The following is a 25,517-nucleotide window of genomic DNA, read 5'->3' as shown; positions in this document are numbered from 1 at the left end:
GTCGGAGCGCCCCGCTGTCTGTCCCGAGCGCGATCAGCTCGTCCCCAGCAAGACCGATCCTCCGCCCTAATGAGTGTACTTTTTTAGGGATGCTTGGGTAGGCTGACTTCTCCGGGGGGCGGGGCCGTCTGCAGAGCCGGCCCCGCAGCCCGGTCGCTCCGAGGCCGGTCCGTCACCCGGTCGCGGTTCAGGTCCCCTGCGGGACGGGAGCCAGCTTCCGGCTCGCGTCGAAGCCCACGATCCCGGCGAGCGTGCCGCCCAGGATCGCCGCGCGGTCGGCGTCGGGGACGTCCACGAAGTTCTCGGCGACACAGTCGGCGCTGCTGCGGAAGGTGCCCTCCGCGTGCGGGTAGTCGTTGCCCCACATGATCGTCGACAGGCCGGTGATGTGGCGGGCCTTGACGGCTGTGGGGTCGTCGGCGAACTGCACGTGGATCTGGCGCCGGACGTACTCACTGGGCTTGAGCGGGTGCGGCCAGCGGCTGTTCACGGCGAACAGCCGTCCCATCGCCGGCTGTTCCTTCGGCGAGCGCGAGTCGTCCCAGAAACCGAGCCACCAGTCGGGGTCCTGGCCGGTGCCGGTCTTCCAGAGTTTGTCCATGAACCCCATGTAGGAGACCAGCCAGCCGGCGCTGTACTCGATGAGGTTGAAGTGCAGGTCGGGGAAGCGCTCGCAGGCGCCGCCGGCCACCAGGTCGGCGATGATCCCCTGCGGACCGGCCGCCCCGCTGCCCCCGGCGCTCATGGTGCGGCTCGCCACCATGGCGTCGGTCAGCTGGCCCTTGCCCATGTTCATGGAGGTCATCAGGCCCCGGACCGTGACCGCGGTCTCCGAGACGTTCTCCCTGACCTTGACCCCGCCGGTGGCGACATGGAAGAAGACCGGCATCCCGTTCGCCTGGGCCGCGGCCCACACCGGGTCGTACTCCGGCGACCAGTAGGGCACCGGCGGAATGTCGGGCAGCAGGATCGCGCCGATCCCCAGCCGGGCGCAGCGCTCGATCTCGGCGACCGCGTCGGGGATGTGGGTGAGCGGGATCGCCGCCGTGGGGCGCAGGCGGTCCCGGTGGGGGAGGTAGCGCTCGGCGATGTAGTCGTTCCACACGCGGGCGTGAGCCATCGACAGTTCGTGGTCGTCGGTGAACAGGACGAACAGCGAGAGGTTGGGGAACATGACCGACGCGTCGACGCCGTCGAGGTCCATGTCGCGGATGATGTGCTCCGGCTCGCCGTCCGGCGTCTGACCGCCGTGCTGGCGGTACTTGGAGATGGTCCAGCCGTCGAAGCCGATGGTGTGGAGCTTCTTGAACTCCGTGTGACCGCCCGGGACGATCGGCTCGTCCAGGGTGAACTCCTCTTCCCACAGGGCCCGTTCACGGAGCTGCTTGGGCAGCCGGGTCTTGAAGAGATCGACCGGCTCGATGATGTGCGAGTCACCGGACACGACAAATTCCTTGAACACAGGAAGTACCCCTTTTCGAACCTCGTCGTTCGCTGCAGGACTCACCCGGGCTTGCCTACGAAGTTAACTGTACCGATCGGTCGAGTCAATAATTGAGGGTACGGAATGTCGCGTCGGCGTCGCGTCAGCGGGTGACGCGCGGCCGCAGCGCGCCGGTGGAGCGGCCTCGGAGGGCCGAGAGCCATACGCCGGCTCCGTAGGCGAGGTCGTCCAGACGGCGGGCGACGGCGTAGCGGAGGGGGTCGAGAGGAACCTGTTCGTGCTGGTACTCCAGTGCCACGTCGGCCAGCGCCGCCACCGCCGTGGCTCTGCGCACCCGGTGGGACACGGTGCAGCCGACGACCGTGAGCGGCCACCAGTGGCGGGTCAGCAGCGCGGAGGCCTGCGACAAGGTGCCGAGGGCGCCGTTGGCGGTGAGCCGCACGGCGAGCCGGTACGGATGCCTGGTGCCGTCCAGCTTGTGGGCGATGCGGACGGTGACCACTCCCAGGACGGCCCCCGCGGCCGGCACCGACCAACGGCGCTGGGCGAGCAGCGCGGTGACGAGCGCCAGGCTCCACGGGGCGAACACGGCGGGCGCGATGAAGTCCGGGTGCCGCTCGGCGAGGGGCTGGGCCCCGGTCCCGTACACGGCCTTGCGCAGGAGCCAGTCCCCCACGCGTACGCGGTGCTCGTGGGCGGCCCGGACCACGGGCTCGTAGCGCACCCGCAGCCCCGCGTCGACCAGCCGCCAGCACAGGTCGACGTCCTCCCCCACCCGCATGCCGTCGTCGAAGCCCTCCCCCAGCATGTCCACCCGCGCCACCACGCAGGCCGAGGACGCCCAGGACACGGGCGTGCCGGGGTGCACGGGCGCCGGATGTGCGCCGAGGTCGAGGGAGGACCGGCCGTTCTCGTACCGTTCGATCCAGGTCGCGGCGGCGGTGGGCAGGCCGGTGATGCGTGGTACGGCCATGGCGACCCGGGGATCGGCGAAGTGCCGTAGCAGGGTCGGGACCGTGTCGGCGTCGAGCACGATGTCCGAGTCGGCGAAGACGACATTCGGGGTGGTGACGAGCCGGAGCCCGGCGTTGCGGGCGCCGGCGGGTCCGACGTTCGCGGTCAGGGCGGCCAGCCGGGCACCGTGCCGGGCGGCGACGGCGGCCACCGCCGCCGGGTGCCGTGAGGCGTCGTCCACCACGATCACCGGATGGTCCGTGCCGATGCTCCGCAGCAGCCGGTCCAGTTGGCGCGGGCGGTCCCGGACCGGGATCACGACCGTGCAGCGGGGGTCGGGGGGTGCGGGCAGCGATGCGGCCACCGGGTGGGCCATGCCGCACGCCAGCAGCCGGTCCGCGAGGAACGCGCTCGCCCTGTCCCGTACGGGGACTTTCCGGTCCACGAGGAGCCGCCGGGCCCGCGGTGTCAGCCGCAGCAGCCGGGTCGGGAACCCGCCGAGGAGAGCCCTGCCCCCGTCGACGACCCGGGTGTGCCGGTCCAGTTCGACCACGAAACCGATGGGAAGTGTCATGGGTCTACCGCCTCCGGGCGGGTCGGATCGCCGAGACGGCCCCGGTCGTCGCAGGTCCACGCGCTGATCCGGCCGACGGTCGCGGACACCATCGCCGCCATCGCCCGACGGCCCTCCTCGGCCGAGGCGCCGGCGGGATCGCCGAGCACACCGGAGGAGGAGACCGCGCGGACGCCCCGGGCCATCAGCTCCGGCAGGAGGAGGGAGAGCGGCCGGGTGTCACCGGCGACAGCGTCGTCGAGGCGTACCCGGTCGGGTGTCAGGTACAGCAGCAGTGCGGTCTCCGCCCGGCCGGCGTGCGCGTCGCCGCCCGCTACCTCGCAGCAGGTCCAGGCGGCGTCGTGGCCCTCGGCACGCAGCAGACCGACGGCCCTGTCGAAGGTGGCCGTGTTGCCGCCGTGTCCGTTGACGAACACGACGCGGCCCGCCCACAGGAACAGCGAGCGCGCCAGCTCCACGAGCACCGCGTGCAGCGCCTTCTGCCCGATCGAGACGGTGCCCGGGAAGTCCGCGTGCTCGCCGCTGGCGCCGTACGCGAGCGGCGGTGCCACCAGCGGCTGGCCGTACGGTCCGCCGGCGAGAGCGTCGGCCGTCCGCCGGGCGACCGCGTGGGCGACCACGGTGTCGGTGTCCAACGTCAGGTGCGGACCGTGCTGTTCGGTGGATCCGACTGGAACCAGGACGAGCGCACCGGACGGCACGGCCGGCCAGACGGCGTCCGAGAGGTCTCGCACGCTGGTGTCTCCCGGCATGCTCAGGCGACCGGTGATTCGAGGTGGGCCGGGACGGCCTCGGGCGGCACCGGGAGGTCCCCGCCGCCCAGGGTCAGCGGGAAGCCCGGTGGTATCACCAGGTCCCCGGGCCCCAACTCGTCGACGCGGGAGTGCCCGAGGCCCAGCACGGCCGAGTCGAGCCCGCCGCGCAGGATGTCCAGCACGTTCTCGACGCCGGCCTGTCCGTTCGCCGCGAGGCCCCAGAGGTAGGCACGGCCGATCAGCACGGCCTGGGCGCCGAGGGCGAGCGCCTTCGCCACGTCCCCGCCGCGCCGTATGCCGCCGTCGAGAAGGACCTCCACCTGGTGGCCGACCGCCGCCGCGATGGACGGCAGGACCCGGATGACGGCGGGAGTGGTGTCCAGGTTGTTCCCGCCGTGGTTGGACACCGACAGGCCCGACACTCCGGCGTCGACGGCCCGTTTGGCGTCGTCCAGCCGGGTCACGCCCTTCAGGAGGAAGGGCCCGCCCCACTCCTCCCGCAGCCACCTGACGTCCTCCCAGGTCGGCGGCGTGGTCTGCATCCATTCGCCGTAGGCACCGAAGAACGTGGGGGCGTCGCCGCCGGGTGGCCGCAGGTTGGGCACCGTGAGGTCGGGCACCCGGCCGGACCTCGCATACCGCCACAGCCAGCCCGGGCGGGGCAGGACGTCGGGGGCGAGGCGCAGCGCGGTTCTCCAGTCGACGCGGTCCGGGATGGCCGGACTCCCCCAGTCCCGTCCGTGGGAGAAGGACCAGTCGAGGGTGACGATCAGCGCCCTGGCGCCCGCCGCCCTGGCCCGGTCCATGCGCTGCACCATCGCGTCCCGGGTACCGCTCCAGTACAGCTGGAAGAAGGTGTCCGGGTTGGCGGCGGTGACCTCTTCCACCGGTCTGCTCGCGAACGAGCTCAGACCCATGATGACGCCCCGCCCGGCCGCGGCGCGGGCCACGGCCACCTCCCCTTCCGGGTCCACCGCCTGGACGCCGGTCGGTGAGATGAGCACGGGAAGGGCCGTCGGCACGCCCAGCACGGTCGTCGACAGATCGCGCTCCGCGTGGTGGCCCACGAGCCGCGGGGCGAAGCCCAGTTCGGCGAAGGCCGCGATGTTGGCGTCGATCGTCCGCCCGCGCTCCGAGCCCGCGACGAGCGCACCGTAGACCGTGCTCGGCAGTCTCCTCTCGGCCCGTCGCTGTGCCTCGGCGACCGATTCGAACCAGGGGTTCCGGCGTCGCATCTGCCACTCCTCGGAGATTCGGAGATCCGGAGATCCGGTCCTCAGGTCAGTCGGAGCCCGGCCAGCGGGTCCTGGGCACAGTCGCTCACCGGCGGCCGGGCCGGGTCCTCGCGGCGGGTGAGGACGAGGTCCACCGGCCGCGGGCGCCGGGAATGGTCCGCGGACGGGCGTGGACGGCCGCCCCGACCCTCCGCGAGGCGCTGCTCGCCGTATCCCTGCACGCACTCGGGATCCGGGCCGTCCAGCGGAAGGCCGGTGAAGAACTTCGCGGCCATGCATCCGCCCTTGCAGGTGTCGTAGAACGCGCAGGAGGCGCACGCTCCGCCGTGCTGCGGGGCACGCAGCCGCCGGAACAGTTCGGAGTCCCGCCATACCGCGGCGAAGCCGCCCGTCTCGCGGACGTTGCCGGCGAGGAACTCCTCGTGGATGGCGAACGGGCAGGCGTACACGTCGCCGACCGGGTCGATCAGGCAGACGACCCGCCCGGCACCGCACAGGTTCAGGCCGGGGAGCGCCTGGCCGTAGGCGGAGAGGTGGAAGAAGGAGTCCCCGGTCAGCACGTTGTCGCCGTGGGCGAGCAGCCAGTCGTACAGCTCGCGTTGCTGCGAGGCCGTCGGGTGCAGGTCGTCCCAGACGTCCGCGCCGCGTCCGGAGGGGCGCAGCCGGGTCAGGCGCAGCTGGGCTCCGAAGCGGTCGGCGAGGGCCTTGAAGTCGTCGAGCTGGGGGATGTTGTGCCGGGTGCACACCACGGAGATCTTGAAGTTGCGCATTCCCGCGGAGGCGAGGTGCTCCAGCGCCCGCAGCGCCGTGGCGTACGAACCGGGGCCGCGTACCGCGTCGTTGACGTCGGCGGTCGCGCCGTCGAGCGAGACCTGGACGTCCACGTAGTCGTTGCGGGCGAGACGCCCGGCGGCTTCGGGAGTGATCCGGACACCGTTGGTGGAGAACTTCACCCCCACGTGGTGTGCCGTGGCGTAGTCCAGGAGCTCCCAGAAGTCGGGGCGGACGGTGGGTTCGCCGCCGCCGATGTTGACGTAGAAGACCTGCATGGCCTCCAGTTCGTCGATGACCGCCTTGGCCTCCGCCGTGCTCAGCTCCCTCGGGTCGCGCCGCCCGGAGCTGGACAGACAGTGGGCGCAGGCCAGGTTGCAGGCGTAGGTCAGCTCCCAGGTGAGGCAGATCGGGGCGTCGAGTCCGTGCTCGAACAGGTCGACCAGCCGTGGCGTTCGGGGCGTGGGCCCGAGGGCCGTGGGTGCGGTGGTCATGTGATCCTTCCGACGAGCATCGACGCGTCGGCGAGTGCGGCCAGGGCCCGGCCGTACCGGGCCAGTTCGCCCTCGTCGACGCCGGCGGCCAGACAGGCGGTCCGGGCCGTCCGGGCGTGGGCGAGGTGCTGTACGACCGCGAGCAGCCGGCGGTCCTTGAGGAAGGTCAGCCTTCGGGTGCCGAAGTGGTAGAACAGCGCACCGAAGGGTTCGGGGCGCACCGAGACCTGCGGATGCAGGTCCCAGGCGCGGTCGAGGTCCAGCCGTGTCATCCGGCGACGCCTAGTAGACGCCGCACATGCCGTCGATGGAGATCTCCTCCAGGAGGTCCTCGGCCTCGATGAGCGGTGGCGAGGCGTGGGCCTGGTCGTGCTCGGCGTCGAAGGCCGCCTCTTCGGGCACGGTGGAGCGGAGTTCGTTCATGCGACTCTCCCTCGGATGCGGGGAACGTAATGGCACTCGATGCCAAAACCAGGGCGGTCCGCACCGCCGACCCGTCTGGCATTCCTGACGCTAGGTCACCGGTGCGCCGGGCGCCCGAGGCTGTCCCGGTCAGCGGGACACGTCACCGCGCGCGGAGGCCGGTGCGTCTTCAATCACGTGTCCATGAGGCGGACGGAGCACGGGAACAACCGGGCAGGCAGCGCGGACGTCATCGTGGTGGGCGCCGGCGGCAGCGGGGCCGCTCTCGCGGCACGGCTGAGCGAGGACCCCGGCCGCACCGTGCTGGTGCTGGAGGCGGGCCCTGTGCCGCGTACTTCGTCGGCGTTCGCACCGGAGTTGCTGGACGCGCGGCTCGTGCCCGGCGCACAGCCCGGTCACCCGGCCCTCCTGCCGTACGACGTACACCTCACCCCGACGCGTCCGTACCGGGTCGTCCGGGGGCGCTGGCTCGGCGGCTCGACCACCGTCAACGGCGGGTACTTCGTCCGCGCCCGGCGGGCCGACTTCGCACGCTGGGCGGACGTGGGCGGCGCGGTCTGGTCGTACGACCGGGTGCTTCCGTTTCTCCGCGCTCTGGAGACCGACCTCGACCACGGTGCCGACGCACTGCACGGCGCCAGCGGGCCGGTACGCGTCCGTCGCACGGAACTGCGCCATCCCGCCGCCGTCGCGTTCCGGGCGGCCGCGCATCGGCTGGGCTTCCCCGCGGACCCGGACAAGAACGCCCAGGACCCACCGGGGTTCGGCCCGGTGCCGTCCAACTCCGTGGACGGAGTACGCGTCAACACCGGCATCAGCTACCTGCTGGGTGCCTTGGACCGCCCCAACCTCCGGGTGGAAGGAGACAGTACGGTCCGCAGGGTCGTCGTCGAACGGCACCGCGCCACCGGCGTGGAGGTCGAACGCCACGGGCGCCGCAGGGTGCTCCGCGGCGGCGAAGTCGTGCTCTGCGCGGGGGCGTTCGGCTCTCCCCAGCTGCTGCACCTGTCGGGCATCGGGCCGCGCCGTGACCTGGAGGCCCTCGGGATCGCCGTCGTCAGGGACGCTCCCGCCGTCGGAGCCAGGTTCGGCGACCACCCCCAAGTGGTCCTGGAGTGGGTGCCCCGGCGCCCCATGGTGGCGCCCTCCGGCTCATGGCTCGGCGGGGTCCTGCACCTGAGCTCTTCGGACGGGGGCCATCCGGGCGACCTGGAGATCCTGCAGTCCCTCGTCCCCATGGCCGGGCTGACCCGCGGCAAGGTGTCCGTGCCCGGCGCGCCTCTGGCGTTCCTCGTCTCCGTGCAGACACCGCGGCTGAGCGGCCGGATGCGCACCCGTTCCGCAGATCCCGCGACACCGCCGAGCCTCTCCTACGGCTATCTGGCGACCGCGGCGGACCGGCGGCGCATGCGCGAAGCGGTCCGCGTCACTGCCGAGTTGGCAGACACGAGTGACTTCAGGGAGGTCTGCTGCGGTCTCGTCGAGCCGATGGCGCCGGTGCTGGAGGACGACCTCCTGCTCGACCAGTGGATCCTCGGGCATCTCGGTACCGCGCATCACACCTGTGGCACGGTCCCCCTGGGCCCCGCGGACGATCCCCGGGCGGCGGTCGACCCCTACGGCAGGGTGCACGGCGTCGACGGTCTGCGGGTCGCGGACACCTCGATCCTGCCGACGCCCCCGTTGCGGGGACCGGCGGCCACCGCCGTCCTCGTCGGCGAGGTGGTCGCCGACGCCATGCGGCGCGGTCTGGCCTGAACCGCCCAGGCGTCCGCGGCCCCGGCCTCGCTACGTGATCGGCACTACGCCCGAAAAGCCGACTCCCCGTATCCGGCAGCGAGTTGGCGGATGGCCAGATCCAGCAGGCCGCAGAGGTCGGCGTCCTCGTCGGTGAGCCATTGTTCGTACGCGGCGACACACGCGGCCAGGACGGTACTGCCGATCAGCCGGGGCAGCAGGTCGGACACGGGCCGGTTCAGGCGCCGCGCGGCGAACTCGGTGACGAGCGCACGCCATGACGCGTAGCGCACGGCCGAGTCCGCCTGCAGTGTCGGCACCCGCAGGATGAGCCTCATACGCTGCCGGTGCCAGGGCACCACCGCAGGGTCGAACCGGTTGAACTCGACGACCGCCTTGCGCAACGCGTCCATCATCGGCACATCCGGATCAGCCGCCGCGAGCGGGGCCGCCAACCTGGCCAGCTGCTTTTCGAAGTCGCCCCACACGAGGTCGTTCTTGGAGGCGAAGTAGCGGAAGAAGGTGCGGCGGCCGATGCCCGCCGCGTCGGCGATGTCGTCGACCGTCGTACCGTCGAACCCCTGCCGCGCGAACAGTTCGAAGCCCAGTCGTTCGAGTACGGCGCGCGACGTCGCGCGGGGCCGGCCCGTTCGGATCGCTGCCGCACCGGCCGCCGCGTCGCTCCCGAGCGCCTTCATCCGCGGTCCTCTCTTTCGGCACCAGCACCGGCACCGGCACCGCACATGATGCACGGTCCGGCGGGCGGCCTGCCGGGCACGCGCTCGCCGGGCGGTTCGACCGGTCGACAGGGACACGTGCCGGTCCTCGGCCCGGTTCTCAGCTGCCTCGGTGGAGCTGGCTACACCTCCGGTCGGGGAGCCCACGTCCTCGTTCGGATCCGCAGGCGACGGGATCGTGGAAACCAGCCGCTCACCGCGGTTCGCAACGCTCCGTCCGGAAGGAAACCGCCATGACCCCGACGCTCTCGTCGAAGCCGGTGACGGCACGGACGGCGTCGTTCGTGCCGGTGCCGCGCCGGACTCCGGACACCCCTGGACCGCTGGCTTCGTTCGTCCGGTTCGTGGCGTGCGGCGGAGGTGTCGGCCTCGCCTCCGGCCCGGCCGTGACACTGTTCGCCCTCTCGATGCCCTGGGTGGTGGCGAACGCGCTGGTGACGGTCGCGACGACCCTTCTGTGCACGGAACTCCACGCACGCTTCACCTTCGGGACCGGGCGGCGTGCCGGGTGGCGGCAGCACTGGCAGTCGGCCGGTTCGGCCACCGCCGCCTACGCCCTGACCTCGGCCGCGGTGCTCGTCCTGCACATCGTGCGGCCGTCCAGCGGGGTGATGTGGGAGCAGGTCGTCTACCTCAGTGCCTCCGGGCTCGCGGGCATCGGGCGATTCGCCGTGCTGCGCCTGTGGGTCTTCGCCGAGCGCAAACGCACCGGCGCGGCGCCGCAACATCACGAACACCCGGCGGGGCCGGAGACACAGCTCCGCAGTCCACACACGATGGCAGTCCCCGTCCCCTCCTGACAGCCGCCCGGCGTGCTCTTGCGGAGCGAAATCCGAGGCGAACTCGGTTTGTTGCGGCGCCAGTTCGTTCACGCCGAGTCCCCGGGGTGCCGATCGGCGCCGGGCCGGACACAGGGAAGACCGAGCCCGTGCCGCCGACCCGGACGGGGAGTGGGTCGGCGGCACGGCCGTTCTGCGTTCGGGGCTACTTGAAGGTGGTGACCCGCCTGCGGAACTTCCACTCGTCACCCACGCGGACCAGGGTGTCCTCGTAGGTCCCGACGAGTTGGACGGCCCAGCCCTCCTCGCCCCGGACGAAGAACACCAGGTTGCTGCTGGCGGTGACCTCGTCTCCGGGCGGGGAGGTAAGGAGGGTGTTGCCGACGAGGTGCAGCTGCGGAGCCTGCGGCGTGAACGCCGCGTAGGCCTTGCCGATGGCCTCCCGGCCCTCGAAGGTGCCCTGACCGGTGATCTCGGCGACGCCGTCCTCGGTGAACAGGTCGGGGATGGCCTCGGTGCGGCCCGCGTCGATGGCGTGAGCGTAGGCGGCGATGGCGGTCTGTACACCGGCCAGGGCTGCTTCGGCGGAAATGGTCATCTGTCTTCTTCTCTCCCGGGGCGGATTCGATGGGCGGAGTGCGTCGATGGGCGGAGTGCGTCGAGGCGGGAAGCTAGGCCTGGTAGGTGGTCCTGCGACGGTGCAACAGCCACGTACCGTCGACGCGGCGGAAGGTGTCGTCGTAGCGGCCCACGAGCTGTGGTGCCCAGCCCGGCTCCGCGCGCAGGAAGAAGACCACGTCGCTCACCGCCGTGGCCTCGTCCTCGGCGGCGGAGGTGACGACGGTATTGGTCACGACGTGGAGCTGCGGCCGGGTCGGGGCCCAGCCCTTGAAGGCCTCCCGGATCCCGTCGTGACCCTCGACGGGATCCATGCCCGGCACCTCGAGAACGCCGTCGGGCGTGTACAACGCGACGACCTCGTCGGTACGGCCGGCGTCCTGCGCCTGGGCGTGGGCCCCGATCACGGCGCGCACGCCCTCTGCGACCCACGCCTGTGCGGCTTCGCTCATTCTCTCTCCAAGGTCGGACGGGCCTGCGCTCGGCAGCAGCACCCCACCACTTCTTTCGACCACTCAGTCTATTACTGCCCCAGAGGGAAAAGGGAGAGGTCATTCGCATTAAACCCAACTCATTGACCGATCGGTACAATCTGAATAGCATGCCCACGGCTGTCATCGGGACTGTCGCCGAAGGAGGCGTAATCGTGACGAAGCGTTGGAAGCAGCGTCCGCCGGGCTCGACGTGGGGCGACTGGGGTGACGACGACGAGCTGGGCCGCATCAACCTGCTGACCTCCGAGAAAGTCCTCCAGGGCGTGCGCGAGGTCGAGCACGGAATCAGCTTCAGCCTGAGCCTGCCGCTCGACTATCCCGGCGGCTCGGCCATGAACCAGCGCCGCTATCCGCCGATTCTGAGGCCCACCGAGGACCTGGCGCACAAGCAGGACGTCTTCTACAACGTCGTCGCACGTGAACAGATCGCACCCGAGCTCATCGACGTGTGGTCCGACGACGTGGTCACCCTCTGGCTGCAGTACTCGACCCAGTGGGACGCCCTCGCCCATCAGGGCGCCGAGTTCGACACCGACGGCGACGGGGTGGCCGAGCCCGTCTACTACAACGGATACCGCGCGGGCACCGACATCGTCGGGCCGCAGGAGGACGCCAAGGGCGACGGCAGCGGGAGCCTCAGCCACGCCCGTCACCTGGGCCTGGAACACATGGCGGAGCACGGCGTGCAGGGCCGGGGCGTCCTGGTCGACCTGGCACACCACCTGGGCACGGGCTACCAGGCGGTGAATTTCAAGACCCTTCAGGACATCATGGCCGCGGACAACGTCGTCGTCGAACCCGGCGACATGTTGCTGCTGCACACCGGTTTCGCCACCCAGATTCTCGCCTGGGGCAAGAACCCCGACCCCGTGGCGATCCATCAGACCGCCGCCTATCTGGACGCCGACGACCCGGCGCTGCTCGAATGGATCACCGAGTCGCAGATCTCGGCGCTGGTGGCGGACAACTATGCCGTCGAAGGCGTGGGCGTCACACAGGCCCAGGGTCCGCACACGCTGCTGCCGATCCACCACCTGTGCCTGTTCAAGCTGGGCGTCCCCCTCGGCGAACTGTGGTACTTGCACGAGCTGGCCGGCTGGCTGCGCGAGCACGGCCGCAGCAGGTTCCTGTTGACGGCTCCCCCGCTGAACCTGCCCGGCACCCAGGGCAGTCCGCTGACACCGGTCGCGACCGTCTGAACCACGGACTCGACCGGGGTCCGCCGTGGGCCCGACCAGTCCTGCCCGAGCGGCCGGGCCCACGGCGGACGCACCAGGGGCGGCCCGGATCCCGGCGGCGGACCTGCTGCCCTGTCGACAGATGCGGGAACCCGGGGAACTCCGTCGCCTTGTAGGGTTCGTGGAGTTCGGATACCCGGTCCTCGAACCGTCGGATGCGTCACCTGCGGCGGTACATTTGCGCCACGTCGTCCAGGCGTCCGGAGCCGATGCCGGTGCGCCGGAGCACCGGCTCCGTGGGCCCGGCGCGCCGTTGCCATGCTCCGGCAGACGCTGCGGGCTTGAGACGGCGGGTTTTCATGGTTTAATGTACCGATTGGTCCAGTAAAAGCAAGCGGCGCCCCGTGGTCCGCTTCCCCCGGATATACCGAAAGGCATCCGACGTGGGCACGGGAGTCGATCCCCATCGACATGTCGCCACATCACGCGGGGAGTGAATCCATGCCACGACCGCCAGGCCATGGACCGGGCTTCGAGGTCAGACGCCAGAAGATCATTGACATCGCGGCTTCCCTCTTCGCTCAGCAAGGGTACGCCGCGACCTCCATCAACGACCTGGGGCGCGCGGTCGGGCTGGCCAAGGGAGCCCTGTACTACTACATCGGCTCGAAAGAGAACCTGCTGGTCGAAATCCAGTCGCGGGTCATGGGGCCGTTGCTGTCCCGCGCGCGGCAGATCGCGGACCTCGACATGGACCCGCTGCTGCGCCTGCGTCTGCTGTCGGAGTCGCTTCTGACGATCATCTTTCGCAGGCTCGACCACATCTGGGTCTACGAACACGACTATCGCAGTCTCAGCGGCGACGAGCTCAAGACCCTCCTCGCCCAGCGTTCCGACTTCGAGCAGTTGATCTCGGACCTGCTCTCGCAGGCCATGGAGCAGGGCATGTTCCGTACCATGTCGCCCCGGTTGGCCACCCTCCAGTTCCTCAACCTGCACAACCACACGTACCAGTGGGTGAAGCCGGACGGGCAGTGGGACGCGCAGTTCCTGTCCCATGAGTACTGCGCGACCCTGTTCCGCGGCTTCGGCGCGCCTGATCACGCCCTGCCCAAGGTCGAGAAACAGGCACAAGAGTTCAAGCGCGACCGGCCCGGGCTGCCACTCGACCCCGAGGCCGAGTGGGAGGCCACCGCCGGCTGATGACAGGCGCGCCGGCCGCCCCGCCGAGCGCACGGCGACCCCAGCGGGTCCCTGTCCCGACGTCGCCCGCCGGAAGTGCCGGTGCGGGACGCGTCGTCCCGCACCGGTCCTAGCGCGTCTCCTCCGGCGTCAGTCCTCTCGCAGCGAGGCGCACAGGCCGCCGTCGACGACGATGTCGACGCCGTTCACGAAGCTCGCCTCGTCCGACAGCAGAAAGGCCGCGACGGCGGCGACCTCCTCGTACCGGCCGACGCGGCCCAGTGGCGTGTGCTCGATGAGCTGTCGAATCGACGCGTACCGTGCCGCCTCCAGCCGAGTCTCCGGGGTGTCGATCGCACCCGGCGACACCGAGCACACGCGGGCGCCCACGGGGCCGAACCGTACGGCCTCCGCGCGGGTCAGGCGGTGCACGCCGTACGTGGCCCACGGGTACGCCCAGGCCGGATCCTCGACGGCGGGTCCGACCACCTCCCGGATACGGTCGAGGAAGTCCTCCTGCAACGGATCGTCCAGGACGGCCGCCACCGCCGGATCGGGCTCGATGTGCGCGATCAGCGGAGACACGGAGGCCAGGTAGACGAACGCCGTACCGGCCGTGGCGAGCGGCCGGAGCGTGTCGGTGAGCAGCGCCGCCGCGACGAAGTCGGCCTCGATGATCCGGCGCCAGTCGGTTTCCTCGGGCGGGATGCCGTAGGCGTGCGCGACGGCCCGGAGCGTGCCGGCCGCCCTGACCCGGTCGGCGAGCCGGGCCAGGTCCTCCCGGTCGGTGACATCGACCGCGAACGGCTCGACGAGGGCCCGCTTCCCGTGGCCGGACAGGTCCTTCGCGACCGCGGCCACCGCCGCTTCGTTCCCGTCGGCGAGCAACAGCACATCCACCACGTCGGCGAGGCGCCTGGCGCATGCCTCTCCCGTCCCGCTGGCGGCGCCGGTGGCGATACCTACCGTGGTCATGCGTCACTCCTCATTGAAAGACACCTGTCACTGAGGACGAGTGTCTCGCAGGCGGCCGTGTCCAGGGCACCCGTTCACGACGTGCAGATGTCCTTCAACCGATCGGCCGCCGCGTCGATCTTGCTGCTGTCCGGGTCGGTGTCGCCGTTCAGGATGGCCTTGTTGTAGTTCGCGATGGCCTTGTTCAGGTCATCGACCGCATCACCGACCTTGTTGTCGTCCGTCTTGCCGTTGATCTTGTCGAGATTCTTCTCGATGGTGTCGATGGACTCCTGGGTCCGCGAGGGATCCTCGATCGCGTCCGCACCCGCCGTGTGGATGGCGGTGACGCTGTCGGCGATGGTGTCGGCGCTGGAGAGGCAGTCCAGCGAGTCGTCGAACTCGCAGCCTGCGGCGAGTGTCGCGGTCAGCGCGACAGCGGCTGCGGCGGTGGCGACGGCAGTGACGCGATGGCGGCGGCGTGCGGTCATGGGTGTGTCCTTTCCTTGTACCGTCCGGTGCATGTGGGTGGAGCCGGTGGCCGGCTGAGCGCGGGTGGCGGATCGCGGTGCCAGGACCGGAATCCGGTCCCTACCTGCTGGTGACGCGGGTGTCCGGTACGAGCCGACCGGCTTCGTCCCTGACCCTGTGGCGGCCTGTCACCAGTCCTCCGAGCGCTCCCAGCGCGACCAGGCCCATCGCGGCGGCGGTCGCCATGCCCTTCACACCGTCGACGAGGAAGTAGGAGGCCGCGGCCACGGCGCCGTTGAACAGGAACAGGAACCACAGCACCGGCCGTGTCGACAGGAACGCCTTGATCCTGGGCTTCTTCGCGATGCGGGTACCCGTCAGCAGCGACACGGCGGCGCCGGCGAGCCTGGCGACGTTCTTGTCCGTGCCGTCCAGAACCGCGCCGGCCCCTGTGGAAGCGGCCATGCCGGCCACGAAGAACGACCAGAGCAGCAGGTCGGCGACGAACGACTTCAGGGTGGCGAACAGCGACTTCGGCTTCATCGCATTCCTCTGGTGCGGGGAGCTCGGAGCTCTCGTGGTCTGGGCCTCCCACGATTCCGTCGTTCACCTGTCGGGACACGGGCGCGGACTCCCGAACCGAGGGTGTAGCCCGCTACACCCTGGGACCGCACCGGGCAGCGATATTTGCCTCACTCAACTACATCATTTAGCTTCCTGCCATGTGGAAATCGGTGCAGCGCGCCGGGAGGGCCACTGCCCACCTCTTTCTGACGGCGCTCATGGCGTTCGGCACGTGGATCTTCATCACCGTGCTGCTGATCACCGTCGTCGGTACGTTGGCCGTGGTCGGTGCCTGGCTGCTGCCCGAGACGGTCCTGCTCGTCCGGCGGATCGCGGGGGCCAAGCGGAACCTCACCGCCGACTGGACCGGCGTGAAGATCCCCGAGGTGTACCGCCCGCTGACCGGGACGGTGCGCGAGCGGGTGGCCACCGCGGTGCGGGATCCCGGCACCCGCAGGGATCTGCGCTGGATGGTGGCCTACTGGTTCTACGGCGCCCTGCTCGCCCTCGCCGTGCCGCTGTGGCCGGTGGGACTGGTCGTCGACGGCGTGTGGTGCGGCCTGCTGCGCCGGAAGACGGTCGTGCTGCCGCTGATCGTGCGGCTCGCGGACCTGGAGGCCGACTGGTCGACCGCCCTGCTCAAGCCGTCCCCGGAGGCGCTGCTGACCGCCCGGGTGGAGCGGCTGGCCCAGACGCGGGCCGACGCGATCGCCGCGCACGGCGCCGAACTGCGCCGCATCGAACGCGATCTGCACGACGGGGCGCAGGCGCAGCTCGTGGCGCTGTCCATGCGGATCGGGCTCGCCAAACGCGCCTACGGCCGTGACCCGGAGACCGCGCTCAAGCTGTTGGACGAGGCCCAGGAACAGGCCGAGAAGGCGCTCGCGGAGCTGCGGAACGTCGTACGCGGCATCCATCCGCCGATCCTGACCGACCGCGGCCTGGCCGGCGCGCTGCGGGCGCTGGCAGCGAGCAGCGGACTGGAGGTCGCCCTGGACGACGGCGGCCTGGACCAAGGGGTGCGGGCGCCCGCGGCCGTGGAGGCGGCGGCCTATTTCGTGGTGGCCGAGGCGCTCACCAACGTGACCAAGTACAGCGGGGTCACCCGCGCCGAGGTCCGGCTGGTCCGGGCCCGGCGCGGGCTGCGGGTCCGGGTCCGGGACGAGGGCCGCGGCGGTGCCGACGAGGCCGCCGGCTCGGGGCTGCCCGGCATGCGGCGCCGGGTAGCCGCTCTCGACGGAACCATAAAGGTGTCCAGCCCCGTCGGGGGCCCAACCGTGATCGAAGTGGAGCTGCCGTGCGTGTGGTGATCGCCGAGGACAACGCCCTCCTGCGGGAGGGCCTGGTCCTCCTGCTGACCTCGGCCGGGCACGAGGTCGCCGCCGTCGCCGGCAGCGGCCCCGAGATCATGCCCGCGCTGCTGGCACACCGGCCGGACATCGCCCTGCTCGACGTCCGGATGCCGCCCGCTTTCAGGGACGAGGGTCTGCGCGCCGCGCTGGAAGCGCGGCAGGCTATTCGCGGCCTGCCGGTGCTGGTGCTCTCCCAGTACGTCGAGGAGTCGTACGCGGCCGAGCTCCTGAGCGGGGGCACCAACGGGATCGGCTATCTCCTCAAGGACCGGGTGGGCCGGGTCGACGAGTTCCTCGACGCACTGGAGCGGGTGGCGGCGGGCGGCACCGCACTGGACCCGGAGGTCGTCGCCGAGCTCCTCACCCGGCGCAGGAACTCGCCGCTGGACTCGCTCACCCCGCGCGAGCGGGAGGTGCTGAAGCTGATGGCGGAGGGCCATGACAACGCGACCATCGCCCGGACTCTGGTCGTCACCGAACGTGCCGTCCACAAGCACATCGGCAACGTCTTCCTGAAGCTGGGCCTGCCGCAGAGCGACAGCGGCCACCGCCGGGTCCTCGCCGTCCTGGCCTACCTGGCCCACACACCGCAGGCCTGAACGTCCGGAAGGACGACTTCACCACCCGCGGCACAGCGGAGGGGCCGCCCCGAGCAGGCGGCCCCTCCCCGGCTCAGCGGGCCCCGACGGGCTCCACGGAGGGCGACTCGTCGGCCGTCCCGGCGGCCGGGACGGGCACCTTCCGGCTCAGCTTCTCGCCCTCGACATCGATGTTCGGCAGCAGCCGGGCCAGCCACTTCGGCAGGTACCAGGCCTTGTGGCCGAGCAGGGCGAGGATGGCCGGGACGATCGCCATACGGACGACGAACGCGTCGAAGAGGACCGCGACGGCCAGTCCGAAACCGATCATCTTGATCATCGACTCGTCGGCGCCGATGAAGCCGGAGAACACCGCGATCATGATCAGCGCCGCGGCCACGACCACGCGGGCGCTGTGGCGGAAGCCCGAGACGATCGCCTGCTCGGGCTCCTCGCCGTGGACGTACGCCTCGCGCATCCGCGAGACCAGGAAGACCTCGTAGTCCATCGCCAGGCCGAAGACGATGCCCACCAGGAAGATCGGCATCATGCTCATGATCGGGCCGGTGGACTCCACGCCCAGGAGGTCCGCGCCATGCCCCTGCTGGAAGACCGCGACGACCGCGCCGAGGGCCGCGAGGACGGAGAGCAGGAACCCGAAGGCCGCCTTCAGAGGCACCAGCAGGGAGCGGAAGACCAGCAGCAGGAGCACGACGGCGAGCGAGACCACCACCGCGAGATACGGCACCAGCGAGGCCTGTACCTTCTCGGCGACGTCGATGTCCAGGGCGGTCTTGCCGGTCACCTCGAAGGACACGCCCGCGTCCTTCTCGATGCCGGCACGCTCGTCCCGGATGGTCTTGACGAGGTCCTTGGTCTTCTGGTCGGTCGGGCTCGTGGCGGGCGTGGCGGAGAACACCGCGGTGTCACCGGCCTGGTTGAAGCGGGCGGCCGAGACGGAGACGACGCCCTTGGTGGCGGCGATGTCCTTGGTGATCGTGGCCACGTCCGCCTTCGGGTCGTCGGACCCCTTGGCGTCGACGACGATCGTCAGGGGGCCGTTGAAGCCGGGGCCGAAACCCTCGGCGAGCGCGTCGTAGGCGCGGCGCTCGGTGGTGGAGGTGGGCTTGGCCTCGTCGCCCGGCATGCCGAGCTGAAGGTCCATCACCGGCGTGGCGACCGCGCCCAGGCCCACGACGCCCAGCAGGAGCACCGGGAGCGGCAGGCGGACGACGGCCCTGGCCCAGCGCGAGCCCCCGTTGTCGGTCTTCCGCTGCTGCCTGCGGTACCGCCTGGAGTTCTTCCGGGCGCCGCGCGAGAGCACGGCGTTCGGCCAGCAGCCCAGGACCGCCGGGACCAGGGTCAGGCAGATCAGCACGGCGACGAGGACCGCGCCGGCGGCGGCCAGCCCCATCTTGGTGAGCATCGGGATACCCACGACCCAGAGCCCGGCCAGCGCGATGACGACGGTGAGCCCGGCGAAGACGACCGCGGAGCCGGCCGTGCCGGCGGCGAGACCCGCCGCCTCCCGGGGTACGTGGCCCTTGGCGCTTTCCTCGCGGTAGCGGGAGACGACGAACAGGGCGTAGTCGATGCCGCAGGCCAGGCCCAGCATGGTGGCGAGCGTGCCGGTGTTCTCCGACAGTCCGAAGGTCTGGGACAGGGCCATGATCCCGGTCATGCCGACGGCCACGCCGATGATCGCGGCCAGCAGCGGCAGACCGGCGGCGGCGAGGGATCCGAACGTGATCAGCAGGACGACGGCGGCGACGGCGATGCCGATCACCTCGGCCGGTCCGCCGGCCGCGGGCTGGGTCGCCAGCGCGTCGCCGCCGACCTCCACCCGCAGGCCCGCCTGCCGGGCCACGTCGATGGCGGACTCCAGGTGCTTCTTGCTCGCGTCGGCGAGGTCGTCGGCCGTCGCCTTGAAGGAGACGGTCGCGTACGCCGTCGTACCGTCCTTGCTGACGGCCTTGGCCTGGAAGGGGTCGACGGCGGCGGCGACCTGTGAGCCGTCGGCCGCCTCGTCGACGAGCTTCTCGATCGCGGCCCGGTTGCCGGCCGCGGTCACCTTCTCCCCGCTCGGGGCGATGAACAAGATGCGCGCGCTCGCCCCGTCGGCCGTGGTCCCCGGGAAGCGCTGCTCCATCAGGTCGAACGCCTTCTGGGACTCGATCCCGGGCATCGTGAAGCCTTCGTCGGCGGCTGCGGGCGCCTTGGAGGCGGCGAATCCGACGGCGCCCAGCACCGCCACCCACAGGACGACGACGAACCATCGCCATCGAAAGGCCGCACGGCCCAGGTGATACAGGACAGTTGCCATGACGAGGGAAGCCTCCACATCAGCGGTTCCGGGAATGCGCAGGGAGCCGGAACCGCCTCGGCCTGGGAAAGTCCGCCCTGTTCACCGTGGGTTCAGGGAGGCGTCCGTCTCCACACCTCACCCTTCCGTGAGGCGGGCGGAGCCACGAGGGAGCGCCCTCCCGTATCCGTGGTGTAGCCCGCTACACCACGGAGCGGCCCTCGCTCCCTGCCGGTATGTCCTGGTCCCGGCGGTCCGCGGATGCCGTCGTCTCCGAGCGCGAGCGTTGCGGCGGCTGCGGCGAGAAGCCGCCATGGGCAGCGCGGCCCGACTGGGAGCCGTTCGCCGAACTGGGCGCCGACGAGCACGACACCGCACCGCCCGAACGCCGGATCGGCTGCCTCATTTCGAGTACAACGGCGACCCCCACAAGACGGCGGCCGGCCGGCTCGGAGATCTCGTCACGGTCGGCGACTACGGCTACCTCGACGAGGACGGCTGTCTGTTCCTCCTCGCCCGGCGCACAGAGCGTCCTCGCCGTCGTACAACCGAGCTCCGGCGTCGACGCCGACGAGGACCTCTCCGACTGGGCCGGCGCCGAGCGACTGATCGCCCCCGCCGTCTGCGAGTTCGGCGGGCTCGACGTGCTCGTGAACAACGCCGGCATCCTGCGCGACCGCACCATCGCCTCGATGACCGAGGATTGCCATCAAGAACGCGACGCCCTTCCCCGCCGGCTGCGTGGTCACCACGGTCGACCGCACCGGCACGTATATGGCAGACACGAGCGGCTACGACCTGATCACCTGCGCGGCGCCGAAGACCCTGCGCCCGCTCCTGTGACCAGGTCCGACTCCGGCGTCCTTGCGGCTGTCAGGGACCGGCCGTTCCCGTCGGCGTACGGAAGCCGATCGAGTCGGGATACGGCACGGCCACGGCCGTGCCGGTGTCCGTGAGCTGCCCGGATCCCCGGTCCACCAGGAACAGGTTGACCGTGCCGCTCGCCTCGTTCGCGACGAACAGCCACCTCCCGCCGGGGTGGAGAGCGAAGCTCCAGGGGGTGAGACCGGCGCAGGAGATGCGCTGGACCTCGGTGAGCGGACCGGTCCTGTGGTCCGTCGCGAAGACGACCAGGGTGTTCTCGCCCCGGTTGGAGGTGTAGAGGAACCGACCGTCACGGCTGATGACCAGTTCGGCGGCGCTGGTCGTGCCCGTGTGGCCGGGCGCGTTGGTCGTCAGGCTCTGGAGCTGGGTCAGCGTGCCGTGCCGGGCGTCCCAGCGCAGGGCCTGGAGGTCGGCGGTCAGTTCGTTGAGCAGGTAGACGGTACGGCCGTCGGGGTGGAGGGCGAGGCGGCGGGGTCCCGATCCCGGCGCCGTCGCATAGGCGCCGGGGCCGTCGGGCGTGGCGTCGGACAGGGCGCGGGTGGCCTGGTCGTAGCGGTAGACGAAGACGCGGTCGGCGCCGAAGTCGGCGACCAGGGCGAACCGTCGGCTCGGGTCGATGACCATGTGGTGCGGATGCGGGCCCACCTGCCGCGGGCTGGGTCCGGAGCCGGTGTCCTGGACCCGGGAAGCTACCGCGCCGAGCCCGCCGTCCGCGCCGATCGGCACGGTGGCCGCCGTACCCGCCGCGAAGTCGGCGACCAGCAGGGTCCGCGAGCGGCGGTCCACACCGATGTACGACAGCCCGCCGCTGCCGGCCGGCACGCTCTCCGTCCCGACCTCGCCGATCTGGCGCAGGCCACCCGAGGCGTCGTCGATCTCGAAGACCCGAATGAATCCGCCCTGTTCGCTGCCGGCCACGTACAGGACCGGGCGGGTCGGGTGCACGGCCACCCAGTTCGAGCTGACCTGCGCGACGGACCCGACGGGTGTCATGGTCCCGTGGACGGGGTCGAAGCGCACCGCGTAGACCTGACGCTGTCCCCAGGTGCCGATGTAGACGAGGTCCGTGGTCCCGGTCGGCGCCGCCTCGGTCGGAGCGGCGGCGAGCAGCGGGACGGCCGCCGTGGTCACGGAGACCGCCAGGGCGCCGAGCACGGTTCTGCGGGTCGGCGCGTACGGCCGGAGCCGGTGAGGTAAGCGCGGGGAGTCGTTCATCGAGAAGGTGGTCCTTTCCTCGCTTGTCGGAGAGGCCGTGGCTCTGGGCCGTCCGGGGATGCGACGGCGGGCGTTGACGGCGAGTGTTATCACGACCGAGGATGATCAGTCTGGCGAACTCGCCTACCCCGTCAAGGTTTTGGCCTGCCCGGGCCGGGTGGACGCCGGGCTGCGCGCGACAGCAGTCGGCGAGGGCTACGACTGCTACCGCGGGCGGGGCCGACAGTGGGGGCTGCAAGGATGCGGCCATGGAGCAGACATTGAGTCGGCAGGAAGCATCGGAGGCGGTCCAGAACTACGGGTGGCGCTTCTTGCTGGGCACCTTGCAAACGTCGGTCCGGGTCGGGTCGTTGGCTCAGGCGATGGGGGTGGCGGCGGCCGCGGTCGCGGTGTGCGGCAACGACGCCGACCGGCACCTTCGGGTCGATGTCCGCCCCGATCGGGTCGTCTTCACTCTGCAGTCGTCGGACCGCGCAGCGATTACCGCCCGGGACGTCGAACTCGCACGTCAGATCTCCGCCACCGCTGACAGGTCCGGGCTTCTGACAGAGCCAGAAGTCGGAACGGGGGCACCGCGGTCCGTCCAGCTTGTGGAGATCGCGATCGACGCACTGGACATCGCAGGGATTCGGCCGTTCTGGAAGGCAGTGCTGGGCTATACGGATGAGGTGGGTGCCGAGGGACCGGAGGATCCACTCATCGACCCGGTCGGGCAGGGCCCGGCCATCTGGTCCCAGCAGATGGACCGGGCGCGCCCACAGCGCAATCGCATCCACTTCGACATCTGTGTTCCGCATGACGAGGCACCCCGGCGGATCGAGACCGCACTGGCGGCCGGCGGCCGACTCGTGTCCGCGACCCGCGCCCCCGCCTTCTGGGTACTTGCCGACCTGGAGGGGAACGAAGCCTGCGTGACCACATGGCAGGGCCGAGACGGCTGAGACTTCCTTCGAACGTGCGCCGATGCGTCGGATGTCGTCGTCGCTCACCGATCGGGGAACGGCCATATACGGCGTTCGGCGCTGAGTGGGTCGTCGAGGGTGTGCGGGGTGGTGTCCCAGGTCATCGTGGTGCGGTGCTTTCGGGTGTAGCGGGGCCAGTGGGGGCCCGGGTCCAGGTCGCGGACGAAGGCGACCCAGGCGCTGTGCATCGCGTCGGCGAGGGACTGCGGTGGATGCGGGCCCGTCGCGGCGGTGACGCGTTCGGCGTCCAGGAGGTCGAAGGCGAAGGGGATGTCGATGCAGTGCGCGGCGCTGCCCCAGGTGAAGTGGTAGAGCCAGGTGGGCAGTTCGTGGTGTGCGCGGGCCTCGGCGAGGGCGAGTGAGGGTCCGCGGAAGATGGCGTCGGTGAGGGCCTGGCCCATGCGTTGCGCCGGGTCCGTCTGGTCGTGGAGGGCCGCGTACGCGTTCACGGCCTCGGGGCCGAGGCCGTTGGCGGCCAGCATGGCGGGTACGGCTTCGGGCGGTGCGGGTGTCGGGGTGGCTCCGGGCGGGGAGTTGAACTCGCGTTGGGTGAAGCCGAGCAGGAGTGGTACGCGGGACGCGCTGCCGTCGGCGAAGGCTTCGGGGACGGGCACCGGGACCAACTCCCCGTCCGCGAAGGGGGCCAGTGTCAGTCCGGCGTCGGGAGTGGCGAGGGCGTCCTGGAGGGCGAGCAGTTCGTCATCGGTGAGGTCGCGGAGTGCGGAGGCCAGGGCGGGGACGCCGGTGCGTTCGGTCAGGCGGGCCGAGTCGGCGAGGGCGTCGCGACGGCGCTGGGGGGACCTGACGGCGCCGGACTGGGAGATCGCGGCGCGGAAGAGCCCGTGTGCGGAAGGCGTGGCCATGAGGGTCTGCGCGGCGCCGCCGCCGGCCGACTGACCGGCGACGGTGACCTTTCCGGGGTCGCCGCCGAACGCGGCGATGTTGTCGCGTACCCAGGTCAGCGCGGCGATCCAGTCGAGCACACCGCGGTTGTCGGGGGCGTCGTCGAGGTGGAGGAAGCCCTCGATGCCGAGCCGGTAGCCGATGGAGACGAGGACGGTTCCGTCCCGGGCGAAGGCCGATCCGTCGTACCAGGGGCTGGCGGCGGATCCGGCGACGTAGCCGCCGCCGTGGATCCAGACGAGTACCGGAAGGTCCGCGCCCGGTGTCGGCGACGGGGTGAAGACGTTGAGGTTCAGCACGCCGTCGCCCGGTATCGACGGCTCGGGGATGGTGGTGGGGCCGTCGAGGATGAAGGGGCGGCGTTGCGCGGTCGGCCCGTACCGGGTGGCGTCGAGCGGTTCGGTCCACGGCTCGGGCGGGACGGGGGCGGCGAAGCGGAGTTCGCCGACCGGGGGCTTGGCGTAGGGGATGCCGAGAAAACGGGCGGTGGTGTCCTGCCACGTCCCGAGGACAGGACCCTGGGACGTGACGGCGCGTGCGGACTGGGGCACGGAACAACCTTCTCGTGGAGGTGGGGGGTGGGAGGAGAGAGGAGGAAGGAACGAGTGCTGGCCGAGGGCTACTTGACGCCCTTGATCGGCCGGATCGCCAGCGCGCTGACCAGTACGACGGCCATGGCGAAGACGAACAGGACGCGGTAGCCCGGCAGTTTGTCGCTGCCCGCGGCGAAGGAGGTGATGAGCACGGAGGCGATGATCGGCCCCAGTGCCTGCGGGATGTTGGTGGCGATGTTGAGCAGGCCCAGGTCCTTGCCGGCCGCCGAGCCCGTGGGCAGGACCTCGGTCATCAGGGCCATGTCCAGCGACATGTACGTACCGAATCCCATGCCGCTGACCAGTGCGTACGCGTACATCGCGGGCAGGGTGGGGCTGGCGAGCGGGATGGCCATGGACAGGGCCAGCAGGACCGAAGCACCGACCACGAAGACCTTGCGGCGGCCGGTGCGGTCGGAGATCTTCGCCGCGGGCAGGGCACCGGCCAGGGTGCCGACGAGGGCGAGTACGGACATCAGCTGCTGGGCGCTGTCCACGGTGTCGGCGTCGAGGCCCACGTAGTCCTGGAGCGCGTACCGCTGGTAGGTGGCCACTCCCCAGTAGCCGAGGATGAACGTCATCCGGGCCACGAACGCCCAGGCGAAGTCGGGGTGCCTGCGTGGTGAGACCCAGAAGCCGGTCACGAACTCCCGCCAGGAGAACGGCTCCGGAGCCTCGGGGCGGGTCCGGTCGCGGTTGAGCAGGACGAACGCCAGCACGGTCACCAGGACGACGGCGGCGATGACGCCGTATCCGAGGCCGAGCCGTCCGGCGTAGCGGGCGGCGAGGATCACGCCGAGTGTGGCGCCGAGGTTGGAGCCGAGGCCGACGAAGGCGGAGACCATGCCGAACCGGCGGGGAGCGACCCGGTCGGCCATGACGGCGGTCAGCGGGGCCTGGATGACGTTCAGCAGCACCTGGACGGCGACCCAGAGCAGCGTGAGCCACAGCAGGGTGGTGGCGTGCGAGATGGCCAGCAGGGCGAGGGTCGCGCCCACGGCGCCGAACAGCATCCAGGGGGTACGGCGGCCCAGGCGGCCCCGGGTGCGGTCCGAGACGGCGCCGATGATCGGCTGGGCGAAGAGCGTGACGATCGACGAGGTCATCGTCACCAGCGCGAGGTTCGATTCCTTCGCGGCGGCGTCGAGGTTCTGGATCTGGGTGGGGAGCAGGACCACGACGAGGCCGGCGTAGGCGGTGTAGAGAGCGGCGAATCCCGCGCCCATCGACCACATCAGGACGTTGGCCTGGGAGCGGCCCAGGGTGTCGTCCGTTCGGGGAGTGGCGGGTGCGGAAGAGGTCGAAGCGGACAAGACGCCTCCACGGGGACGGACCGGCTTCGTTGCCGGTGCCGGGAGTATGG

Annotated in this window: 24 protein-coding genes; 7 read left to right on the top strand and 17 right to left on the bottom strand. The window is 71.0% G+C overall.

The genetic code is table 11. The annotated features are described in order from the left end of the window. Positions 1–187 precede the first annotated feature (187 nt). The 7 genes from SSP29_RS28745 to mftA all read right to left on the bottom strand — a co-directional run bounded on the left by SSP29_RS28745 (position 188) and on the right by mftA (position 6,650). Entirely contained in the window at positions 188–1,444 is a 1,257-nt protein-coding gene (locus SSP29_RS28745; protein ID WP_150135093.1) for an amidohydrolase family protein, read from the bottom strand. Positions 1,445–1,586: 142 nt separating this feature from the next. After that, positions 1,587–2,972, bottom strand: a complete 1,386-nt coding sequence (gene mftF, locus SSP29_RS28740; RefSeq protein ID WP_089103699.1) for a mycofactocin biosynthesis glycosyltransferase MftF — start codon at positions 2,970–2,972, stop codon at positions 1,587–1,589. Further along, positions 2,969–3,706, bottom strand: coding sequence for a mycofactocin biosynthesis peptidyl-dipeptidase MftE (gene mftE, locus SSP29_RS28735; RefSeq protein ID WP_245883256.1), 738 nt, complete (start codon positions 3,704–3,706; stop codon positions 2,969–2,971). Before mftE ends, mftF begins: the two co-directional genes overlap by 4 nt. Positions 3,707–3,726: 20 nt before the next feature. Beyond that, complete coding sequence (gene mftD / locus SSP29_RS28730; protein ID WP_089103697.1) at positions 3,727–4,962, bottom strand: pre-mycofactocin synthase MftD; 1,236 nt, start codon at positions 4,960–4,962, stop codon at positions 3,727–3,729. 41 nt (positions 4,963–5,003) lie between these two features. After that, the gene (gene mftC / locus SSP29_RS28725; RefSeq protein ID WP_089103696.1) at positions 5,004–6,227 is read right to left on the bottom strand and encodes a mycofactocin radical SAM maturase; all 1,224 of its coding nucleotides are present in this window, start codon (positions 6,225–6,227) and stop codon (positions 5,004–5,006) included. Then, the gene (mftB, locus tag SSP29_RS28720; protein ID WP_089103695.1) at positions 6,224–6,499 is read right to left on the bottom strand and encodes a mycofactocin biosynthesis chaperone MftB; all 276 of its coding nucleotides are present in this window, start codon (positions 6,497–6,499) and stop codon (positions 6,224–6,226) included. The genes mftC and mftB overlap by 4 nt, the downstream gene beginning before the upstream one ends. Before the next feature lie 10 nt (positions 6,500–6,509). Then, positions 6,510–6,650 (bottom strand): mycofactocin precursor MftA, encoded by a 141-nt coding sequence (gene mftA, locus SSP29_RS28715; RefSeq protein ID WP_089103694.1) that lies wholly within the window; start codon positions 6,648–6,650, stop codon positions 6,510–6,512. A 183-nt stretch (positions 6,651–6,833) separates the two neighbouring features. Between mftA and mftG the strand changes: the two genes are divergently transcribed. After that, positions 6,834–8,408, top strand: a complete 1,575-nt coding sequence (mftG, locus tag SSP29_RS28710; protein WP_089103693.1) for a mycofactocin dehydrogenase MftG — start codon at positions 6,834–6,836, stop codon at positions 8,406–8,408. Positions 8,409–8,452: 44 nt separating this feature from the next. Here the strand turns inward: mftG and mftR are convergent, their stop codons facing one another. Then, positions 8,453–9,085 (bottom strand): mycofactocin system transcriptional regulator MftR, encoded by a 633-nt coding sequence (mftR, locus tag SSP29_RS28705; RefSeq protein WP_089103692.1) that lies wholly within the window; start codon positions 9,083–9,085, stop codon positions 8,453–8,455. Between the two features lie 272 nt (positions 9,086–9,357). Here mftR and SSP29_RS28700 point away from each other — a divergent pair, with 272 nt between their 5' ends. Beyond that, positions 9,358–9,924, top strand: coding sequence for a GtrA family protein (locus SSP29_RS28700; protein WP_150135090.1), 567 nt, complete (start codon positions 9,358–9,360; stop codon positions 9,922–9,924). A 184-nt stretch (positions 9,925–10,108) separates the two neighbouring features. On the opposite strand, the gene SSP29_RS28695 is transcribed toward SSP29_RS28700, so the two are convergent. Further along, positions 10,109–10,501, bottom strand: a complete 393-nt coding sequence (locus tag SSP29_RS28695) for a nuclear transport factor 2 family protein (RefSeq protein ID WP_089103691.1) — start codon at positions 10,499–10,501, stop codon at positions 10,109–10,111. A 73-nt stretch (positions 10,502–10,574) separates the two neighbouring features. Next, the gene (locus SSP29_RS28690; RefSeq protein WP_089103690.1) at positions 10,575–10,973 is read right to left on the bottom strand and encodes a nuclear transport factor 2 family protein; all 399 of its coding nucleotides are present in this window, start codon (positions 10,971–10,973) and stop codon (positions 10,575–10,577) included. Positions 10,974–11,167: 194 nt separating this feature from the next. Here SSP29_RS28690 and SSP29_RS28685 point away from each other — a divergent pair, with 194 nt between their 5' ends. Continuing rightward, positions 11,168–12,214 (top strand): cyclase family protein, encoded by a 1,047-nt coding sequence (locus tag SSP29_RS28685; RefSeq protein ID WP_089103689.1) that lies wholly within the window; start codon positions 11,168–11,170, stop codon positions 12,212–12,214. 480 nt (positions 12,215–12,694) lie between these two features. After that, positions 12,695–13,396 (top strand): TetR/AcrR family transcriptional regulator, encoded by a 702-nt coding sequence (locus tag SSP29_RS28680; protein ID WP_089103688.1) that lies wholly within the window; start codon positions 12,695–12,697, stop codon positions 13,394–13,396. Between the two features lie 129 nt (positions 13,397–13,525). Here the strand turns inward: SSP29_RS28680 and SSP29_RS28675 are convergent, their stop codons facing one another. The 3 genes from SSP29_RS28675 to SSP29_RS60060 form a co-directional block, all read right to left on the bottom strand. Continuing rightward, a complete protein-coding gene (locus SSP29_RS28675; RefSeq protein ID WP_089103687.1) occupies positions 13,526–14,350 on the bottom strand; it encodes an SDR family oxidoreductase in 825 nt (274 codons plus the stop codon). 74 nt (positions 14,351–14,424) lie between these two features. Beyond that, entirely contained in the window at positions 14,425–14,820 is a 396-nt protein-coding gene (locus tag SSP29_RS28670; protein ID WP_089103686.1) for a hypothetical protein, read from the bottom strand. Between the two features lie 100 nt (positions 14,821–14,920). Beyond that, positions 14,921–15,343, bottom strand: a complete 423-nt coding sequence (locus SSP29_RS60060) for a hypothetical protein (RefSeq protein ID WP_150135087.1) — start codon at positions 15,341–15,343, stop codon at positions 14,921–14,923. 179 nt (positions 15,344–15,522) lie between these two features. Between SSP29_RS60060 and SSP29_RS28660 the strand changes: the two genes are divergently transcribed. Next, entirely contained in the window at positions 15,523–16,674 is a 1,152-nt protein-coding gene (locus SSP29_RS28660) for a sensor histidine kinase (RefSeq protein WP_089103685.1), read from the top strand. Further along, complete coding sequence (locus tag SSP29_RS28655; RefSeq protein ID WP_089103684.1) at positions 16,662–17,315, top strand: LuxR C-terminal-related transcriptional regulator; 654 nt, start codon at positions 16,662–16,664, stop codon at positions 17,313–17,315. Before SSP29_RS28660 ends, SSP29_RS28655 begins: the two co-directional genes overlap by 13 nt. 73 nt (positions 17,316–17,388) lie before the next feature. On the opposite strand, the gene SSP29_RS28650 is transcribed toward SSP29_RS28655, so the two are convergent. Beyond that, the gene (locus SSP29_RS28650; RefSeq protein WP_089103809.1) at positions 17,389–19,617 is read right to left on the bottom strand and encodes an MMPL family transporter; all 2,229 of its coding nucleotides are present in this window, start codon (positions 19,615–19,617) and stop codon (positions 17,389–17,391) included. An 852-nt stretch (positions 19,618–20,469) separates the two neighbouring features. Continuing rightward, positions 20,470–21,696: a lactonase family protein gene (locus tag SSP29_RS28640; protein ID WP_150135086.1), complete on the bottom strand. Its 1,227-nt coding sequence runs from the start codon at positions 21,694–21,696 to the stop codon at positions 20,470–20,472. Positions 21,697–21,944: 248 nt separating this feature from the next. On the opposite strand from SSP29_RS28640, the gene SSP29_RS28635 reads away from it, so the two are divergent. Further along, positions 21,945–22,637 (top strand): 4a-hydroxytetrahydrobiopterin dehydratase family protein, encoded by a 693-nt coding sequence (locus tag SSP29_RS28635; RefSeq protein WP_089103682.1) that lies wholly within the window; start codon positions 21,945–21,947, stop codon positions 22,635–22,637. 44 nt (positions 22,638–22,681) lie between these two features. Here SSP29_RS28635 and SSP29_RS28630 read toward each other — a convergent pair whose 3' ends face one another. Beyond that, on the bottom strand, positions 22,682–24,112 hold the full coding sequence (locus tag SSP29_RS28630) for a carboxylesterase/lipase family protein (RefSeq protein ID WP_089103681.1): 1,431 nt from the start codon (positions 24,110–24,112) through the stop codon (positions 22,682–22,684). Positions 24,113–24,180: 68 nt separating this feature from the next. Continuing rightward, positions 24,181–25,467: an MFS transporter gene (locus SSP29_RS28625; protein WP_245883254.1), complete on the bottom strand. Its 1,287-nt coding sequence runs from the start codon at positions 25,465–25,467 to the stop codon at positions 24,181–24,183. Positions 25,468–25,517 lie beyond the last annotated feature (50 nt).

Origin of the sequence: Streptomyces hyaluromycini (assembly GCF_002217755.1) — a bacterium.
Classification (GTDB): domain Bacteria; phylum Actinomycetota; class Actinomycetes; order Streptomycetales; family Streptomycetaceae; genus Streptomyces; species Streptomyces hyaluromycini.
This window is presented reverse-complemented; position numbering and strand designations above follow the sequence as displayed.

What these genes read in the sequence shown, in the direction of transcription:
- mftR (WP_089103692.1), bottom strand. Translation starts at nt 9,085, where the DNA reads ATGAAGGCGCTCGGGAGCGACGCGGCGGCCGGTGCGGCAGCGATCCGA.
- mftB (WP_089103695.1), bottom strand. Translation starts at nt 6,499, where the DNA reads ATGACACGGCTGGACCTCGACCGCGCCTGGGACCTGCATCCGCAGGTC.
- SSP29_RS28690 (WP_089103690.1), bottom strand. Translation starts at nt 10,973, where the DNA reads ATGAGCGAAGCCGCACAGGCGTGGGTCGCAGAGGGCGTGCGCGCCGTG.
- mftF (WP_089103699.1), bottom strand. Translation starts at nt 2,972, where the DNA reads ATGACACTTCCCATCGGTTTCGTGGTCGAACTGGACCGGCACACCCGG.
- mftD (WP_089103697.1), bottom strand. Translation starts at nt 4,962, where the DNA reads ATGCGACGCCGGAACCCCTGGTTCGAATCGGTCGCCGAGGCACAGCGA.
- SSP29_RS28640 (WP_150135086.1), bottom strand. Translation starts at nt 21,696, where the DNA reads ATGAACGACTCCCCGCGCTTACCTCACCGGCTCCGGCCGTACGCGCCG.
- mftC (WP_089103696.1), bottom strand. Translation starts at nt 6,227, where the DNA reads ATGACCACCGCACCCACGGCCCTCGGGCCCACGCCCCGAACGCCACGG.
- mftA (WP_089103694.1), bottom strand. Translation starts at nt 6,650, where the DNA reads ATGAACGAACTCCGCTCCACCGTGCCCGAAGAGGCGGCCTTCGACGCC.
- SSP29_RS28675 (WP_089103687.1), bottom strand. Translation starts at nt 14,350, where the DNA reads ATGACCACGGTAGGTATCGCCACCGGCGCCGCCAGCGGGACGGGAGAG.
- SSP29_RS28700 (WP_150135090.1), top strand. Translation starts at nt 9,358, where the DNA reads ATGACCCCGACGCTCTCGTCGAAGCCGGTGACGGCACGGACGGCGTCG.
- SSP29_RS28695 (WP_089103691.1), bottom strand. Translation starts at nt 10,501, where the DNA reads ATGACCATTTCCGCCGAAGCAGCCCTGGCCGGTGTACAGACCGCCATC.
- mftG (WP_089103693.1), top strand. Translation starts at nt 6,834, where the DNA reads ATGAGGCGGACGGAGCACGGGAACAACCGGGCAGGCAGCGCGGACGTC.
- SSP29_RS28680 (WP_089103688.1), top strand. Translation starts at nt 12,695, where the DNA reads ATGCCACGACCGCCAGGCCATGGACCGGGCTTCGAGGTCAGACGCCAG.
- SSP29_RS28635 (WP_089103682.1), top strand. Translation starts at nt 21,945, where the DNA reads ATGGAGCAGACATTGAGTCGGCAGGAAGCATCGGAGGCGGTCCAGAAC.
- SSP29_RS28650 (WP_089103809.1), bottom strand. Translation starts at nt 19,617, where the DNA reads ATGGCAACTGTCCTGTATCACCTGGGCCGTGCGGCCTTTCGATGGCGA.
- SSP29_RS28670 (WP_089103686.1), bottom strand. Translation starts at nt 14,820, where the DNA reads ATGACCGCACGCCGCCGCCATCGCGTCACTGCCGTCGCCACCGCCGCA.
- SSP29_RS60060 (WP_150135087.1), bottom strand. Translation starts at nt 15,343, where the DNA reads ATGAAGCCGAAGTCGCTGTTCGCCACCCTGAAGTCGTTCGTCGCCGAC.
- SSP29_RS28660 (WP_089103685.1), top strand. Translation starts at nt 15,523, where the DNA reads ATGTGGAAATCGGTGCAGCGCGCCGGGAGGGCCACTGCCCACCTCTTT.